Origin of the sequence: Aeromicrobium chenweiae, from assembly GCF_003065605.1 — a bacterium.
GTDB lineage: Bacteria > Actinomycetota > Actinomycetes > Propionibacteriales > Nocardioidaceae > Aeromicrobium > Aeromicrobium chenweiae.
Window position 1 is genome coordinate 23,748 of sequence record NZ_CP026952.1, and the last position, 14,213, is coordinate 37,960.

General features: G+C 69.3%; 15 protein-coding genes. 8 read left to right on the plus strand and 7 right to left on the minus strand.

Annotated features, from left to right (window positions below; genetic code table 11):
* Positions 1-66: 66 nt before the first annotated feature.
* The 5 genes from C3E78_RS00115 (at position 67) to C3E78_RS00135 (ending at position 4,652) form a co-directional block, all read left to right on the plus strand.
* Positions 67-1,590: a GAF domain-containing sensor histidine kinase gene (locus tag C3E78_RS00115; protein WP_159085749.1), complete on the plus strand. Its 1,524-nt coding sequence runs from the start codon at positions 67-69 to the stop codon at positions 1,588-1,590.
* The gene (locus tag C3E78_RS00120; RefSeq protein WP_108576411.1) at positions 1,587-2,246 is read left to right on the plus strand and encodes a response regulator; all 660 of its coding nucleotides are present in this window, start codon (positions 1,587-1,589) and stop codon (positions 2,244-2,246) included. The genes C3E78_RS00115 and C3E78_RS00120 overlap by 4 nt, the downstream gene beginning before the upstream one ends.
* Before the next feature lie 39 nt (positions 2,247-2,285).
* Complete coding sequence (gene glyA, locus C3E78_RS00125) at positions 2,286-3,563, plus strand: serine hydroxymethyltransferase (protein WP_108576412.1); 1,278 nt, start codon at positions 2,286-2,288, stop codon at positions 3,561-3,563.
* A 65-nt stretch (positions 3,564-3,628) separates the two neighbouring features.
* Entirely contained in the window at positions 3,629-4,303 is a 675-nt protein-coding gene (locus C3E78_RS00130; RefSeq protein ID WP_135804948.1) for an SURF1 family protein, read from the plus strand.
* Between the two features lie 4 nt (positions 4,304-4,307).
* Entirely contained in the window at positions 4,308-4,652 is a 345-nt protein-coding gene (locus C3E78_RS00135) for a DUF3817 domain-containing protein (protein WP_159085750.1), read from the plus strand.
* A gap of 9 nt (positions 4,653-4,661) precedes the next feature.
* On the opposite strand, the gene C3E78_RS00140 is transcribed toward C3E78_RS00135, so the two are convergent.
* Entirely contained in the window at positions 4,662-5,438 is a 777-nt protein-coding gene (locus tag C3E78_RS00140) for an enoyl-CoA hydratase/isomerase family protein (protein WP_108576415.1), read from the minus strand.
* Positions 5,438-5,575, minus strand: coding sequence for a hypothetical protein (locus C3E78_RS18065; RefSeq protein ID WP_159085751.1), 138 nt, complete (start codon positions 5,573-5,575; stop codon positions 5,438-5,440). The genes C3E78_RS00140 and C3E78_RS18065 overlap by 1 nt, the downstream gene beginning before the upstream one ends.
* A gap of 109 nt (positions 5,576-5,684) precedes the next feature.
* Between C3E78_RS18065 and C3E78_RS00145 the strand changes: the two genes are divergently transcribed.
* Both C3E78_RS00145 and C3E78_RS00150 read left to right on the plus strand, forming a co-directional pair.
* Positions 5,685-6,215, plus strand: coding sequence for a peptidylprolyl isomerase (locus tag C3E78_RS00145; RefSeq protein WP_108576416.1), 531 nt, complete (start codon positions 5,685-5,687; stop codon positions 6,213-6,215).
* A gap of 3 nt (positions 6,216-6,218) precedes the next feature.
* On the plus strand, positions 6,219-7,052 hold the full coding sequence (locus C3E78_RS00150) for a rhomboid family intramembrane serine protease (RefSeq protein ID WP_135804949.1): 834 nt from the start codon (positions 6,219-6,221) through the stop codon (positions 7,050-7,052).
* An 82-nt stretch (positions 7,053-7,134) separates the two neighbouring features.
* On the opposite strand, the gene C3E78_RS00155 is transcribed toward C3E78_RS00150, so the two are convergent.
* Positions 7,135-7,380: a cell division protein CrgA gene (locus tag C3E78_RS00155; RefSeq protein WP_108576418.1), complete on the minus strand. Its 246-nt coding sequence runs from the start codon at positions 7,378-7,380 to the stop codon at positions 7,135-7,137.
* A gap of 89 nt (positions 7,381-7,469) precedes the next feature.
* Between C3E78_RS00155 and C3E78_RS00160 the strand changes: the two genes are divergently transcribed.
* The gene (locus C3E78_RS00160; protein ID WP_108576419.1) at positions 7,470-8,201 is read left to right on the plus strand and encodes a DUF881 domain-containing protein; all 732 of its coding nucleotides are present in this window, start codon (positions 7,470-7,472) and stop codon (positions 8,199-8,201) included.
* 29 nt (positions 8,202-8,230) lie between these two features.
* Here the strand turns inward: C3E78_RS00160 and pknB are convergent, their stop codons facing one another.
* From pknB to C3E78_RS00180, 4 genes are read right to left on the minus strand one after another with little or no spacing between them, the layout of a single operon-like run.
* Positions 8,231-10,024, minus strand: coding sequence for a Stk1 family PASTA domain-containing Ser/Thr kinase (gene pknB / locus C3E78_RS00165; RefSeq protein WP_108576420.1), 1,794 nt, complete (start codon positions 10,022-10,024; stop codon positions 8,231-8,233).
* Positions 10,025-10,079: 55 nt separating this feature from the next.
* Positions 10,080-11,555 (minus strand): peptidoglycan D,D-transpeptidase FtsI family protein, encoded by a 1,476-nt coding sequence (locus tag C3E78_RS00170; RefSeq protein ID WP_108576421.1) that lies wholly within the window; start codon positions 11,553-11,555, stop codon positions 10,080-10,082.
* Positions 11,552-12,925, minus strand: coding sequence for an FtsW/RodA/SpoVE family cell cycle protein (locus tag C3E78_RS00175; protein ID WP_108576422.1), 1,374 nt, complete (start codon positions 12,923-12,925; stop codon positions 11,552-11,554). Before C3E78_RS00175 ends, C3E78_RS00170 begins: the two co-directional genes overlap by 4 nt.
* The gene (locus C3E78_RS00180; RefSeq protein ID WP_108576423.1) at positions 12,922-14,211 is read right to left on the minus strand and encodes a PP2C family protein-serine/threonine phosphatase; all 1,290 of its coding nucleotides are present in this window, start codon (positions 14,209-14,211) and stop codon (positions 12,922-12,924) included. The genes C3E78_RS00175 and C3E78_RS00180 overlap by 4 nt, the downstream gene beginning before the upstream one ends.
* Positions 14,212-14,213 lie beyond the last annotated feature (2 nt).

Genomic DNA, 14,213 nt, shown 5'->3' on the forward strand with positions numbered 1-14,213 from the left:
AAGACCTTCGGCCGGATCTTCCGTACCCTGAGACGCCAGAGGAGTGCCATGACAGGGTGTGCGCAGGTGACCGCGGAGCGGCTTCGCAGTGTGCTGGACGCCGTGGCGACGATGTCGTCGGACCTGTCGATCGACGGGCTGCTGGAGCGGATCCTGCGCCAGGCGGGTGATCTCGTGGATGCCGAGAGCGGCTTCCTCGACGCCCTGGACCGTCGCCTCGGCAGCTTCGCGGCGTACGGCATCGACGGTGTCGTGGACGATCAGCACCCGGGTCGCCAGCTGCTGGTCGACCTCCTGGAGCAGGACCCGACCGCGTTCATCGGCGTCCCGATCCGCATCCAGGACTACCTGTTCGGCAATCTCTACCTGATCGGCAAGCGGTCCGGCGGCGGATTCACCCAGGAGGACGAGGAGATCGTGCTCGCGCTCGCCTCGGCCGCCGGCGTGGTGATCGAGAACGCCCGCCTGTACGAGGAGGGCGAGCGACAGCGCCGCTGGCTGGAGGCTGCCGCCGAGATCACCACGACCCTGCTGTCACCGATCTCCCGCACGTCGGCGCTGCTGCTGGTCGCCGATCGGGCCCGGGACGTCGCGATCGCGGACTTCGTCGCCCTGCTCATGCCGGGGGACGACGAGACGCTGGTGGTCGAGGCCGTCTCGGGCCTTCCCGCCGAGGGCATCCTCGGTGGCTCGGTCGACGCCCGGCACAGCATCGCCGGCGACGCCGCGCGCCTGCGCGAGACGATCGTCGTCCCCGACACCGCCCTGGAGCCGCGGTACGAGGCGCACAAGACTCCGTCCTGGCCGGACCTCGGATCGTTCATGGTGCTGCCGCTGCGCAGCGGGGACGACACGGGCGCGCTGCTCGTCGGGTGGCTGAAGGGGAGCGACACCCTGCGCTGGGAGCTCGACCCGATGGTCCCGCAGCGCTTCGCCGACCAGGCCGCCCTCGTCCTGCAGGTCGCTCGTGCGCAGGAGGACCAGGCCCGCCTCGCGGTGTTCGAGGACCGGGACCGGATCGGTCGCGACCTGCACGACCTGGTGATCCAGCGACTGTTCGGGATCGGGCTGATGCTCGACAACACGACCAAGCTCATCCCGTCCCAGACGGCGGCCGACCGGCTCTCCTCGGCGATCGACGACATCGACGAGACGATCATGGACATCCGTCGCACGATCTTCGCGCTGAGCCCCGGCACCGGGACGAGCGACCTGCGGGCCGAGCTCGAGCAGGTGCTGCGCCACTCCGCGAAGCTGCTCGGGTTCACCCCCGAGCTGAGGCTGATCGGACCGGTCGACAGCGTCGTGCCCGACGAGGTCCGCGAGCACCTGATGGCCGTCGTCGGTGAGGCGCTGTCCAACGTCGTGCGGCACGCGCAGGCCAGCAAGGTCGGTGTCGTCCTCGAGGTTGGGCAGGACATCGCGCTCGTCGTGAGCGACGATGGCAACGGACTGAGCGACGGCCAGGCCGGGAACGGCCTGCGCAACATCCGGGTGCGGGCCGCGCTCCTGCGGGGACGGTGCGAGGTCAGCAGCGAGCCGGGAAGCGGCACGACGATCACCTGGACCGTACCGAGGAGCGCATCATGACCGAGTCGCCCATCCGGCTGTTCCTGCTCGACGACCACGAGGTGGTGCGCCGGGGGCTGCGGGACCTGCTCGAGCAGGAGCCCGACATCGAGGTGGTCGGCGAGTCGGGGCTGGCCCAGGACGCGGCCGTCCGGATCCCCCAGGTCAAGCCCCACGTCGCGGTGCTCGACGCCCGGCTGCCCGACGGGTCGGGCGTGGACGTGTGTCGCGACGTCCGGTCGGCGGACCCGGAGATCGCGGTCATCATCCTCACCTCGTACGACGACGATGACGCCCTGTTCGCCGCGATCATGGCCGGCGCCGCGGGCTACGTGCTCAAGCAGGTCCGCGGCACCGACCTGGTGGACGCCGTGCGGCGGGTGGCCGCGGGCCAGTCGTTGCTCGACCCGGCGGTCACCCAGCGGGTGCTGTCCCGCATCCGGGAGGGCCGGCCCGCGGAGGACCCGTTGGCCTCGCTCACGAAGCAGGAGCGCCGCATCCTGACCCTCATCGGCGAGGGCCTGACCAACCGTCAGATCGCCGCCGAGATGTTCCTGGCCGAGAAGACGGTCAAGAACTACGTGACCCAGCTGCTGTCCAAGCTGGGCCTCGAGCGCCGCACCCAGGCCGCGGTGCTGGTGACGCGTCACGGGGCGGCTGTCCACCGCGACCACTAGGCGTCGGGCGGCTGGTGGTCGACCGTTAGTCTGGGGGGCATGAGCCACAACGATCACCTCGCGGACTTCGACCCTGACATCGCAGCACTTCTCGATGCCGAGCTGCACCGTCAGCAGTCGACGCTCGAGATGATCGCCTCGGAGAACTTCGCTCCCGTCGCGGCGCTCGAGGCGCAGGGCAGCGTGCTGACCAACAAGTACGCCGAGGGCTACCCGGGCAAGCGCTACTACGGCGGCTGCGAGTTCGTCGACCAGGTCGAGACGATCGCGATCGACCGCCTCAAGCAGCTGTTCGACGCCGACTACGCCAACGTCCAGCCGCACTCGGGCGCCACCGCCAACGCCGCGGCGCTGCACGCGATCGCCACCAAGGGCGACACGATCCTCGGCCTGGACCTGGCCAACGGCGGCCACCTGACGCACGGCATGAAGCTGAACTTCTCGGGCAAGCTGTACAACCCGGTGGCATACCACGTGGTGCCGGAGACCGGGCTGGTCGACATGGACGAGGTGCGCTCGCTCGCCCACGAGCACCGCCCGACCGTGATCATCGCCGGCTGGTCGGCGTACCCCCGCCAGCTCGACTTCGCCCTGTTCCGCGAGATCGCGGACGAGGTCGGCGCCCGCCTCTGGGTCGACATGGCCCACTTCGCCGGGCTGGTCGCCGCAGGCCTGCACCCGAACCCGCTGCCCCACGCGCACATCGTCACGACCACGACGCACAAGACGCTCGGCGGACCGCGCGGTGGAGCGATCCTCACCAACGACCCCGAGATGGCCAAGAAGATGCGGTCCGCGGTGTTCCCGGGCCAGCAGGGCGGACCGCTCGAGCACGTGATCGCCGCCAAGGCCGTCGCCTTCAAGATGGCGCTGGAGCCGGAGTTCACCGAGCGCCAGCAGCGCACGATCGAGGGTGCGCAGATCCTGGCCGAGCGCCTGCTCGCCGACGACATGACCGCCGCTGGGGTCAAGGTCCTCAGTGGTGGCACCGACGTCCACCTCGTCCTGGTGGACCTGCGGGACTCCGAGCTCGACGGCCAGCAGGCCGAGGACCGGCTGCACGAGGCCGGCATCACGGTCAACCGCAACGCCGTCCCGAACGATCCGCGCCCGCCCATGGTGACCTCGGGCCTGCGCATCGGCACGCCTGCCCTCGCCACCCGTGGGTTCGGTGCGGAGGAGTTCACCGAGGTCGCCGAGATCATCGCGGCCGCGCTGCAGCCCGGTGAGGTCGATGTGGAGTCCCTCCGCAAGCGGGTGACCGTGCTGGCCGAGCGTTACCCGCTCTACCCGGACATCACGCCGTTCACGAAGTGAACCGCGACGCACCGGTCAGGTCCTGGTTCACACCAGGCCTGATCGGGCTGCATACGTTCGCCGTCGTGGCGATCGTGTTCTGCGTGGTCATGGGCCTGTGGCAGGCCGGGGTCTACGATGATCGCCAGGTGCACGAGCAGGCCGACAAGCGTGCGGTGCCTCGGGTGGAGCTGACCGACCTGTGGAAGGCGGACAGCCCCTTCCTGAAGACGTACAACCACCGTCCGGTGAGCTTCGAGGCCCAGTTCGCGCCGGCGGACCAGCAGATCTGGGTCACCGGCAAGGAGCAGGACGGACGTTCTGGCGCGTGGCTGGTGGCTCCCGTGCAGGTCGTGGGCGGCGACACACTGCTCCTCGTGCGCGGGTGGGCGCCGGAGCCTGGCGCGCTCCCGGGGGTGCCGGCAGGAACGGTCCCGGTCCGGGCGGTGCTGGAACCCGGCGAGAAGAACGCCGGTGCGTTCGACCCGGCCACGCGGACGATCGGCGCCGTACGGATCCCGACCCTGATCAACGAGATGCCCTACGACCTCTACTCGGGCTTCGCCATCAGCACGGACGCCGACCTCAGCGGCGGGCTCGAGCCGGTGCCGCCGCCGGTGCCCTCGGACGTCCCCTGGACCACGGGTCTGCGCAACCTGGCGTACGCGCTGCAGTGGTGGGTGTTCGGCCTGTTCGCCGCCTTCATGTGGTGGCGCATGTCGACCGAGATCCGGTCCGCTTCGAGGGCGAAGGTAGCCTGAGATGGTGAAGAATCCCAGCGGTCCCCTGCGTCCCTACCAGGTTCTGGCGACCATTGTCGGCCTCAACCTGATCTTCGTCTTCACCGCTGCCATCGCTCAGCGCGCGACCGACGACACGTCCTGGTGGAACCGCAACGACGGGCTGATCCTGGTCATCGACCAGGTGCACGGACTGCTGTTCATGGCCCTGCTCGTGCTCATCGCGGTGCTGTCGACCCGCAACAAGTGGACGCCGTGGTTCACGATCTCCACGATGCTGCTCGCGACGATCCCGTTCGTCAGCTTCTGGGCCGAGCGCCGGACGACGCGCAAGGTGCACCACGACCAGGACCACGTCATAGCCGGTTGATGCCGGCCGTCACCGTCCGGTGAAGCTGGCCTTCCCGGGCCCGTCGCGCAGGAACGACTCCATGCCGTTCTGCAGGTCGTCGGTCGCGAAGAGCTCGGCGGCGATGCGGGTCGTGTGAGCGTTGGCCTGCGGCACCCCGCCGGCCTCGAAGTGGCGCAGGATCTGCTTGGCGGCGCCGAATGCGCGGGTGGGCCCGACCGCGACCTGGCGCACGACGTCCAGCACCGCGTCGTCGAAGCCGTCGACCGGGAGCACGCGGTTGACCACGTTCCAGCGCTCGAGGGTCTCCGCGTCGTAGAGCTCGCCTGAGAAGACGAATTCCTTGGCGCGCCCGACGCCGGCCCGGGCGGCGAGCCGCTGGGTGCCGCCCATCGTGGGAGTGAGGCCGATGACCCGCTCGACGAGACCGAACTTCGCCTTCTGCGAGGCCAGGATGATGTCGCAGGCCACGGCCACCTCGAACGCCCAGGTGAGCGTCAGGGCGTGGGCGGCGAAGAACGTGGGCACGTCGAGCGCCTCGATGCGGTTCGGCAGCTCGAGCATGCGGTCGTAGAGCACCTGCGTGTCGGCCTGCGTCTTCTGCGCGTGGAACTGCGCGACGTCGACGCCACCGGAGACGATCTTTCCGTCGGCCCGGACGAGCAGGGCCCGGGGCAGGTCCGCCTCGACCTCGTCGAGCGCCCGGTCGAGCTTGTCGTGCAGCTCGAGCGAGTACAGGTTCACCGGCGGGGCGCTGAACGTCAGGACCGCGATGCCCTCCGACGTCCGTTCGACGGTGACGCTCATCAGTGACCGATCGGACCGGCCGGGTCGTACGATCCGCCCTTGTCCGCGATCGCGTTGCGGTAGGCCAGGATCGCGGCGAGCACGGCCGTCACGAGCAGGATCCGGCGGAAGGGGTGGCGCCCTGAGGTCTTCGACATGGCGCCCACGATAGCCAGCGGACAGGTCGTCGTCTCCCCAGCCCGCCGAGGCGCCGGAGTTGGCCGTTCGTGGGAGGATGGGCGCCAGCACATCGAAAGGAATACCCCTGTGGCCTCGCAGCTCATCGCGACCTTCACGACCAACCACGGCAACATCGTCGTGGAGCTCTTCCCCGACCACGCACCCGAGACGGTGGAAAACTTCGTCGGCCTCGCCGAGGGCACGAAGGAGTTCCTCGACCCCGAGACCCGTCAGCCCACCAAGAAGCCGTTCTACGACGGCCTGGTGTTCCACCGCATCATCAAGGACTTCATGCTGCAGGGCGGCGACCCGCTCGGCACCGGAACGGGTGGCCCCGGCTACACGTTCAAGGACGAGTTCCACCCGGACCTGAAGTTCGACCGCCCCTACCTGCTCGCGATGGCCAACGCCGGACCGGGCACGAACGGCTCGCAGTTCTTCATCACGCTGGTCCCCACCGCGTGGCTGAACCGCAAGCACACGATCTTCGGCGAGGTGGCCGACGACGTCAGCCGTGCCGTGGTCGACAAGATCGGGCAGGTCCAGACCGACCGGTTCGACAAGCCGGCCGAGCCGGTCGTCATCGAGAAGCTGACGATCTCGCGCAAAGACGGCTAGCTCGTGAACCTCCCTGCGGAGGACTATCGCTGCTACCGGCACCCCGACCGCGAGGCGTACATCTCCTGCCAGCGCTGTGGGCGGTTGATCTGCCCGGAGTGCATGCGGGAGGCCTCGGTCGGGTTCCAGTGCCCCTCGTGCATCGCGGAGGGCGCGAAGACCGTACGACAGCCCAAGAACCTCGCCGGCGGTGCCATCACGCGCACCGCCGGCGTGGCGTCGTTGGCGATCATCGTCCTCAACGTCCTCGCCTACCTCGTGACCGCGGCCACGGACGGGCAGCGCGGCTCGTTCTTCGGCGACGGGGCCATGGTCGGGTACTACGTCGCCGACGGCGAGATCTACCGCCTGCTGACCTCGACCTTCCTGCACGCGGGCATCCTGCACCTGCTGTTCAACATGTACGCCCTGTACCTGTTCGGCCCGTTCGTCGAGCGGGCCATCGGCACAGTCCGGTTCGTCGTGGCCTACCTGACCATGGCCATCGTCGGATCGGTCTTCGTGTACCTGCTGGCCGCTCCGGGCACGGTCACGATCGGCGCCTCGGGAGCGGTGTTCGGCCTGTTCGGCATGGCCATGATGCTCCTGCTGAAGGCGAAGCAGGACATCACGACACTGCTCGTGCTGCTCGCTATCAACGCGTTCATCAGCGTGGCGGGCAGCAACATCAGCTGGCAGGGGCACCTCGGCGGCTTCGTCGCCGGCGTCGTCCTCGGCGCGGTGGTCGCGTACGGACCGCGCGAGCGCAAGCAGCTGCTCCAGGCCGCGGTCCTCGCGGTGATCTGGGCGGGCGTCATCGCCGCAGTCGTGCTGCGCACGGCGTCCCTGACGAGCTGAACGACCGCCCAGGGTGTGAACTACAGCGGTGTGACTATCAACAGGTTGTGCACACCGGTGTGGATAACTACACGGGTGTGATTCACTCCCACTTCATCGCGAAGCCGAACGCGGCGACGATGAAGCCCATGCCGATGACCAGGTTCCAGTTGCCCAGGTCCTGGTACCACTCGAGGAACGACGGGTAGTTGATGTCCTGCCCGTTGAGCACGTAGAAGACCACGATCCAGATGAGGCCGATGATCGCCGAGGTCACCATCGCGGGACCTGCCCAGCGGTTGCCGATCCGCTGGGGCTGCGGACCCTTGGAAGTCTTGTCTTTCGCCACGTGGTGCTCCGGATGGTTGCTGCGGCTGTCGCCGCGTCGTAGGTGGTCTCGGATAGCCTAGTCGGCGTCCGACCAGGGAGGAATGCGGCATGGCCAAGCACGGCACGCACGCGCGCCAGCAGGCACCCCTGGTCGTGCTCCTGATCTTCGTGATCACCGGCTTCCTGTTCGTGGCCGCATCGGTCAGCGCGGACGGCACGGACCTGCGACCGGCCGGCGGCGACATCGCGTCCCTGCTGCAGGAACGCTCCCAGCGCATCGACGCTCGGCGCACCGAGGCCACGCTGCTGCGCTCGGAGATCGACGACCTGTCCTCGAGCGTCTCGGGCTCCAGCCTCGACAAGCTGCGCAAGCGGGTCCGCGCCCTCGAGCCGGCCACCGGCCTGACGCCGGTACGGGGACCGGGCGTCCGGGTCACGCTGACCGACGCCCCCGACGCGGGGGACCTGTCCGGCGTCGACCCCAACTGGCAGGTCGTGCACCAGCAGGACATCCAGGCCTACGTGAACGCCCTGTGGGCCGGTGGAGCCGAGGCGATCTCGCTGCAGGGCCAACGGCTCATCGCCACGACCGGCATCCGCTGCGTCGGCAACGTGGTGATCCTGGACGGCGTCCCCTACTCCCCGCCGTACGTCATCGAGGCGGTCGGTGACCAGGCCGGCATGAACAGCGCGATGATCACGTCGCCCGACACCGCGAGCTACGCGGCGTACGCGCAGCGCTACAACCTCGGGCTGGACATCGAGCAGCTCGACTCGGTCGGCATCAAGGCGTACGCCAACCCGATCGCACTGTCCCACGCGACAGTCCCGGCGTCCTAGGCGAAGACACCGAGGACGCCGGGAGCACGTCAGTCGCCGAACACTCCGCCGTTGGTGTCACCGTCGCCGGGGGTCGGCGGCTCGTCGGTGTCCCCACCGGGCGTCGTGGGCTCGTCCCCACCGCCGTCCCCGCGGTTGGTCGAGACCGTCAGCCGGATCGTCGAGCCGGGCGAGACCATCGTGCCGCCGCCCACGGACTGCGCCGTGATCTGGTTCTCCGGTGACGTCGAGTTGGGGTCCTCGGTGACCTGTGACTTCAGGCCGACGTCCTCCAGCGCGCTCTTGGCGTCCTCGACGTCCATGCCGACGACGTTGGGCACCTCGACCTGACCCTTCGACACGATCAGCGTGACGCTCGATCCGACGTCGACCGGCGTGCCGGCCGGCGGGTTGGTGTTCAGCACGGTGTCCTTGGCCTCGGTGCTGTCCTGGGTCTCCTTCTTGACCGTCAGGCCCTTGCCCTCGAGCAGCGCCTTCGCGTCGGAGTACGAGTACCGGACGAGGTTGGGGATCTCCACCTGGTCGGGACCGGAGCTGACGATGAGGCTCACCGTCGAGCCCTCGTCGACCTTGGTGCCGGCGCGCGGGTCCGTCTCGATGACGTCGCCCTCGTCGACGTCCGAGCTGGACTGCTCGGTGGTGTCGCCGACGACGAAGCCCGCGTTCTCCAGCACCGTCGTGGCATCCGGGACGCTCTGGCCGCGGACGTCGACGACCGCCTTCTGGGGCGTGGGCTTCTCGTCGCTGTCGAACGCGCCGGTCAGCCACAGGACGCCGAGGATCGCTGCGGCGATGACGCCGACGATGGCCGCGACCGCCCACCACGTGCCGCGACGGTCCTCGTCCTCGTCGTCCTCCGGGTCGGTGCCGTTGCTGGGCGGCGGCAGGACCGGTGCGGCAGGCGCCACGGCGGTCCCGCCCGGGACGACCGCGGTCGCCGCGGTGGGTGCGTCGACCGGAAGGCCGGCCAGGACGCGCTCGATGTCCTTTCGCATGTCGGCCGCGCTCTGGTAGCGGTCCTCGACGCGCTTGGCGAGCGCCTTGGCCACGATGCGGTCGATGTCCTCGCTGACGTCGGGGTTCAGCTGCGACGGCGGACGGGCCTCCTCGCGGACGTGCTGATACGCCACGGAGACCGGGCTGTCGCCGACGAACGGCGGACGGCCGGTCAGCAGCTCGTACAGCAGGCAGCCGGTGGAGTAGATGTCGCTGCGGGCGTCGACGGTCTCGCCGCGGGCCTGCTCCGGGGAGAGGTACTGCGCGGTGCCGATGACGGCGGCGGTCTGGGTCATGGCCGAGGACGTGTCGGCGATCGCGCGGGCGATGCCGAAGTCCATGACCTTGACCTGGCCGGACGGGGTCAGCATGACGTTGGCCGGCTTGATGTCGCGGTGGATGATGCCGGAACGGTGGCTGTAGTCCAGGGCGCTGAGCACGTCGGCAGTGATGGACAGGGCGCGCTCGGGCAGGATCTTGCGGCCGTTCTCGGCGCCCCGGAGGATGTCGCGCAGGGTCTGCCCCTCGACGTACTCCATGACGATGTACGGCACGTGGCTGCCGTGCTTGTCGATCGACTCGCCGGTGTCGTAGACCGCGACGATCGACGGGTGGTTCAGCGCGGCCGACGACTGGGCCTCGCGCCGGAACCTGGCCTGGAACGTGTCGTCCGCAGACAGGTCGCTGCGCAGCTGCTTGACCGCGACCGTACGACCCAGGCGGAGGTCACGGCCCACGCGCACGTCGGCCATGCCGCCACGGCCGAGCAGTCCGCCCAGCTCGTAGCGGTCGCCCAGGCGTATGGTCTCGTCGCCGGATTCGGTCATGGTGTCAGTCTCCCAGAGTGAGTGTCGCGGAGGATGCCGCGGGATTCAGGCGCTGTCATTTGCCGAGCACTGCCTCCATCACGGACTTGGCGATGGGACCGGCGAGGCGTCCGCCGGCGATCTCGCTGCGGGCGGTGTTGCTCGACTCGACGAGCACGGCCACTGCGACCTCGTCGTCGCCGTCCTTGGCGTACGAGACGAACCAGGCGTACGGCGGCCGGTCCGCAGTGGACTGGGCGGTGCCGGTCTTGGCCCCGACCTCGATGCCCGGAATCTGCGCGGAGGTGGCGGTGCCGACCTTGACCGTGCTGACCATCATCTCCCGCAGCTTGCGTGCGGTGGTCGGGCTGACCGCCTCGCTGTGGCGCTGCGGCTGGGTCTTGTCGAGGACGCGGAGGTTGGGGGCACGGACGGTGTCGACGATGTACGGCTTCATGACGTTGCCGTCGTTGGCGATCGCTCCGGCGACCATGGCCATCTGCAGCGGCGTGGCGGCGACCTCGTACTGGCCGATGCCCGACTGGGCCAGCTGCGGCTGCTCGAGCGTGGTGTCGGCGGAGGTGAAGCGGCTGGGGTTCATCGGCAGGCCGGAGAGCGGGTCGGTGCCGAAGCCGAACTTCGCGGCCTGCGCGGCGAGGTCCTTCTGGCCGACCTTGAGCGCCAGGGCGCCGAAGGCGACGTTGCAGGACACGTTGAGCGCCTGCTCGAACGTGATGCGGTCGCCGCCGCAGTTGCCGCCGTTCTCGTTCGGCAGCGTGTAGGTGATGCCTCCGCCGAACGACAGGCGGGCGCCGGCCTTGACCTTGTCGTCGATGTCGTCGACGACGCCGTTCTCCAGGGCCGCGGCCGCCGTCACGAGCTTGAACGTGGAGCCGGGCGGCAGGGTCTGCTGGGTCGTCCGGTTGAGCATGGGCTGGTCGTCGTCCGTGGTCAGCCTCTGCCACGTCTTCTGCACCTTCGCGAAATCGTGGCTCGCGAGGCTGTTGGGGTTGTACGACGGCTGGCTCACCATCGCCAGGATCGCGCCGGTCTTGGGGTTGATCGCCGCGACGGCACCCTTGGTGCCCTTGCCGAGCGCCTCAAGGCCGTCGGCCGCGGTCTTCTGCGCGAGCGGGTCGATCGTCACCTCGACGCTGCCGCCCTTGGGCTGCTTGTTGGACAGCAGGTCCACGACGCGGTTGACGAACAACCGGTCGTCGCTGCCGGACAGCACCCGGTTCTCGGAGTTCTCCAGCCCGCTGCGCCCGAAGACGTACGAGAAGTAGCCGGTGATCGGGGCGTACAGCCCACCCTCGGGGTACTTGCGCTGGTACTTGTACTCGTCCTTGGACTTGACGCTCTCGGCGATCGGCTTGCCGTCGACGAGGATCGAGCCGCGGTCGCGGGAGAACTCCTCGTTGATGACGCGCTTGTTGCCGTTCTTGGCGTTGAGGCTGTCGGCCTCGACGAACTGGACGTAGTTGATGTTGACCAGGAGCGCCAGGAACATCACGAGGCAGGCGATGCCGAGGTTGCGGATCGGTTTGTTCATGACAGCTTCACCACCTGGGTCGGCTCGTCGCTCTCGAACGCGGAGATCTCCGGGGCGGGCCGCCGCGTCTGGTCACTGATGCGCAGCAGCAGGCCGATGATGGCCCAGTTCATCACGATCGACGAGCCGCCCTGGGCCAGGAACGGCGTGGTCAGGCCGGTCAGCGGGATCAGTCGGGTGACGCCGCCGACGACGACGAACACCTGGATCGCGATCGACAGCGCCAGGCCCGCGGCGAGCAGCTTGCCGAACGCGTCACGGCAGGTCAGGGCGATCCGCAGGCCGCGCTCGACGATGAGCCCGTAGATGAGCAGGACCGCCATGAGTCCGGTGAGCCCGAGCTCCTCGCCGAGAGACGCGGCGATGAAGTCCGAGAAGCCGAACGGCGTGAGGTTGGGGCTGCCCTGGCCGAGCCCCTGGCCCAGGATCCCGCCGTGGGCGAGCCCGAACAGGCCGTTGATGACCTGGTAGTTGCGGTCGGGGTCCGAGAACGGGTCGAGCCAGGCGTTGACGCGCACCTGCACGTGGCCGAACGCGAGGTAGCTCAGGTAGGCGCCGGCGGCGAACAGCACGCCGCCCACGACGAGCCAGCCGGGCCGCTCGGTCGCGATGTAGAGCAGCACCACGAACAGGCCGAAGAACAGCAGCGACGAGCCGAGGTCGCGCTGGAAGATGAGGATGCCCATGCTCAGCAGCCAGCCGGCGAGGATCGGGCCGAGATCGCGGCCACGCGGCAGGTCGATGCCGGCGACGCGACGACCCGCGAGCGCGAGGGCGTCGCGCTTGACCACCAGGTAGCCGGCGAAGAAGATCGCCAGGCAGATCTTCGCGGCCTCGCCGGGCTGGAAGCTGAACGGGCCGAGACCGATCCAGATGCGCGCGCCGCGGATGTTGCGACCGATGCCGGGCAGCAGCGGGAGGATCAGCAGGACGATCGCGGCGAAGCCGAACGTGTACGTCAGCGTCTGCAGGCGACGGTGGTCGCGGACCACGATGAGGACGAGGGCGAACGCCACGATGCCGAAACCGGTCCACATCAGCTGACCGTTGGCGAGCGCCTTCCAGTCGGGGTTGACCTGCTGGTAGCCCAGGTCGATGCGATAGATCATCGCCAGACCGAGGCCGTTCAGTGCAATGACCAGCGGCAGGAGCACCGGATCGGCGTACGGCGCGACCCGGCGCACCACGAGGTGGGTCGCGATCGCGACGACGATCAGCGCGCCGCCGAGCTTGTAGGTGTCGGCCGGGATCGTGCCCTCGACGCCGAGGCCCACCGAGGCGTACGCGGCGATGCCGATGAAGACCGCCAGGACGGTCAGGAAGAACTCTGCCCCTCTGCGCTTGCGGGGGACCCAGACGGGGGTCGTCATGGCATCCACACCACGTTGGCCGAGGTCGGCGTCTTGGTCGTCCGGGACGGCGCGGGCGTGGACTTGCGCGTGGGTGTGGGTGTCGGGGTCGGGGTGGGTGCGATGACGTCGAGCTCGGCCACGGTGCGGCGGGCGTCGGCCTTGCTGGAGGCCTCGACGCCGTCCTCGATCTCGCGGCGCTGGAAGTCGCTGAGGGAGGACAGCTCGATGTCGGTCAGCTCGTCGACGTGCGACAGGGTGATGCCGGGGATGTCGACCTGGACGCCGCGGTAGATCGCGACCCGACCCTCGCTCGCGGCGACGTAGAACTGGTCCTGTGACCAGTTGTAGGCGTACGCCCCGCCCGCCGCGAGGATGGCCGCCACGACCACGATCGCCGCGGTCCAGCGGAACCAGCGTCGACGCGCGGGCGGCTGCGGCGCGTACCGGAGCTCCTCGGGATCGAGCTCGACGGCGGAGTCGCTGCCGCTGGACGCCGTGCCCGTGCGCGGGCGGGCCTGGTTGGCGGCCGCGCCCACGAGCTGGGGCTGCCCGTCCGACGACGACAGGTGCGGGTCGGGCTCGGTGCCCTTCTCGACGAACTCGGCGATCACCACGGTGACGTTGTCGACGCCGCCGGCCTCCAGCGCGAGGCGGACGAGCTCGGTCGCGGCCATGTCGATCGTCTCGGCGCTCAGCGCGCGTTGGATGACGTCGTCCTCGACCATGTCGGTCAGGCCGTCGCTGCACAGCAGGTAGCGGTCACCGAGCATCGGCTGGATCCAGCTGAGGTCCGCGGCGTTGTCGTCGCGACCCAGCAGCGCCCTGAGCAGCAGGGAGCGGTGCGGGTGGACCCGGGCCTCCGCGCGGGAGATCTTGCCCTCCTCGACCAGGCTCTGGACGAACGTGTGGTCGGTGCTGATCTGGGTGAGGGTGCCGCCGCGGAGGCGGTACGCCCGGGAGTCGCCGAGGTGGGCGACGGCCAGCTTCTCGCCGTCCCAGACCATGACCTCGAGCGTCGTGCCCATGCCCTCGACGGCGGGGTCCTCGCGGATGAGCTCGCCGAGGCGGTCGTTGGCGAGCTTGACCGACTGGTCGAGCGCGTCGATCGCGCTGACGTCGAGGTCGCGGTCGAGCCGGCGAATGATGTGCATCGCCTCGGACGAGGCCAGGTCACCGGCAGCCGCGCCGCCCATGCCGTCCGCGATCGCCAGCAGCCGGTCGCTGGCGTAGCCGGAGTCCTGGTTGGTCGAGCGGCGCAGACCGGTGTCGGTGAGCGCGACGTATCGATAGGTCAGGGCTGTCATGG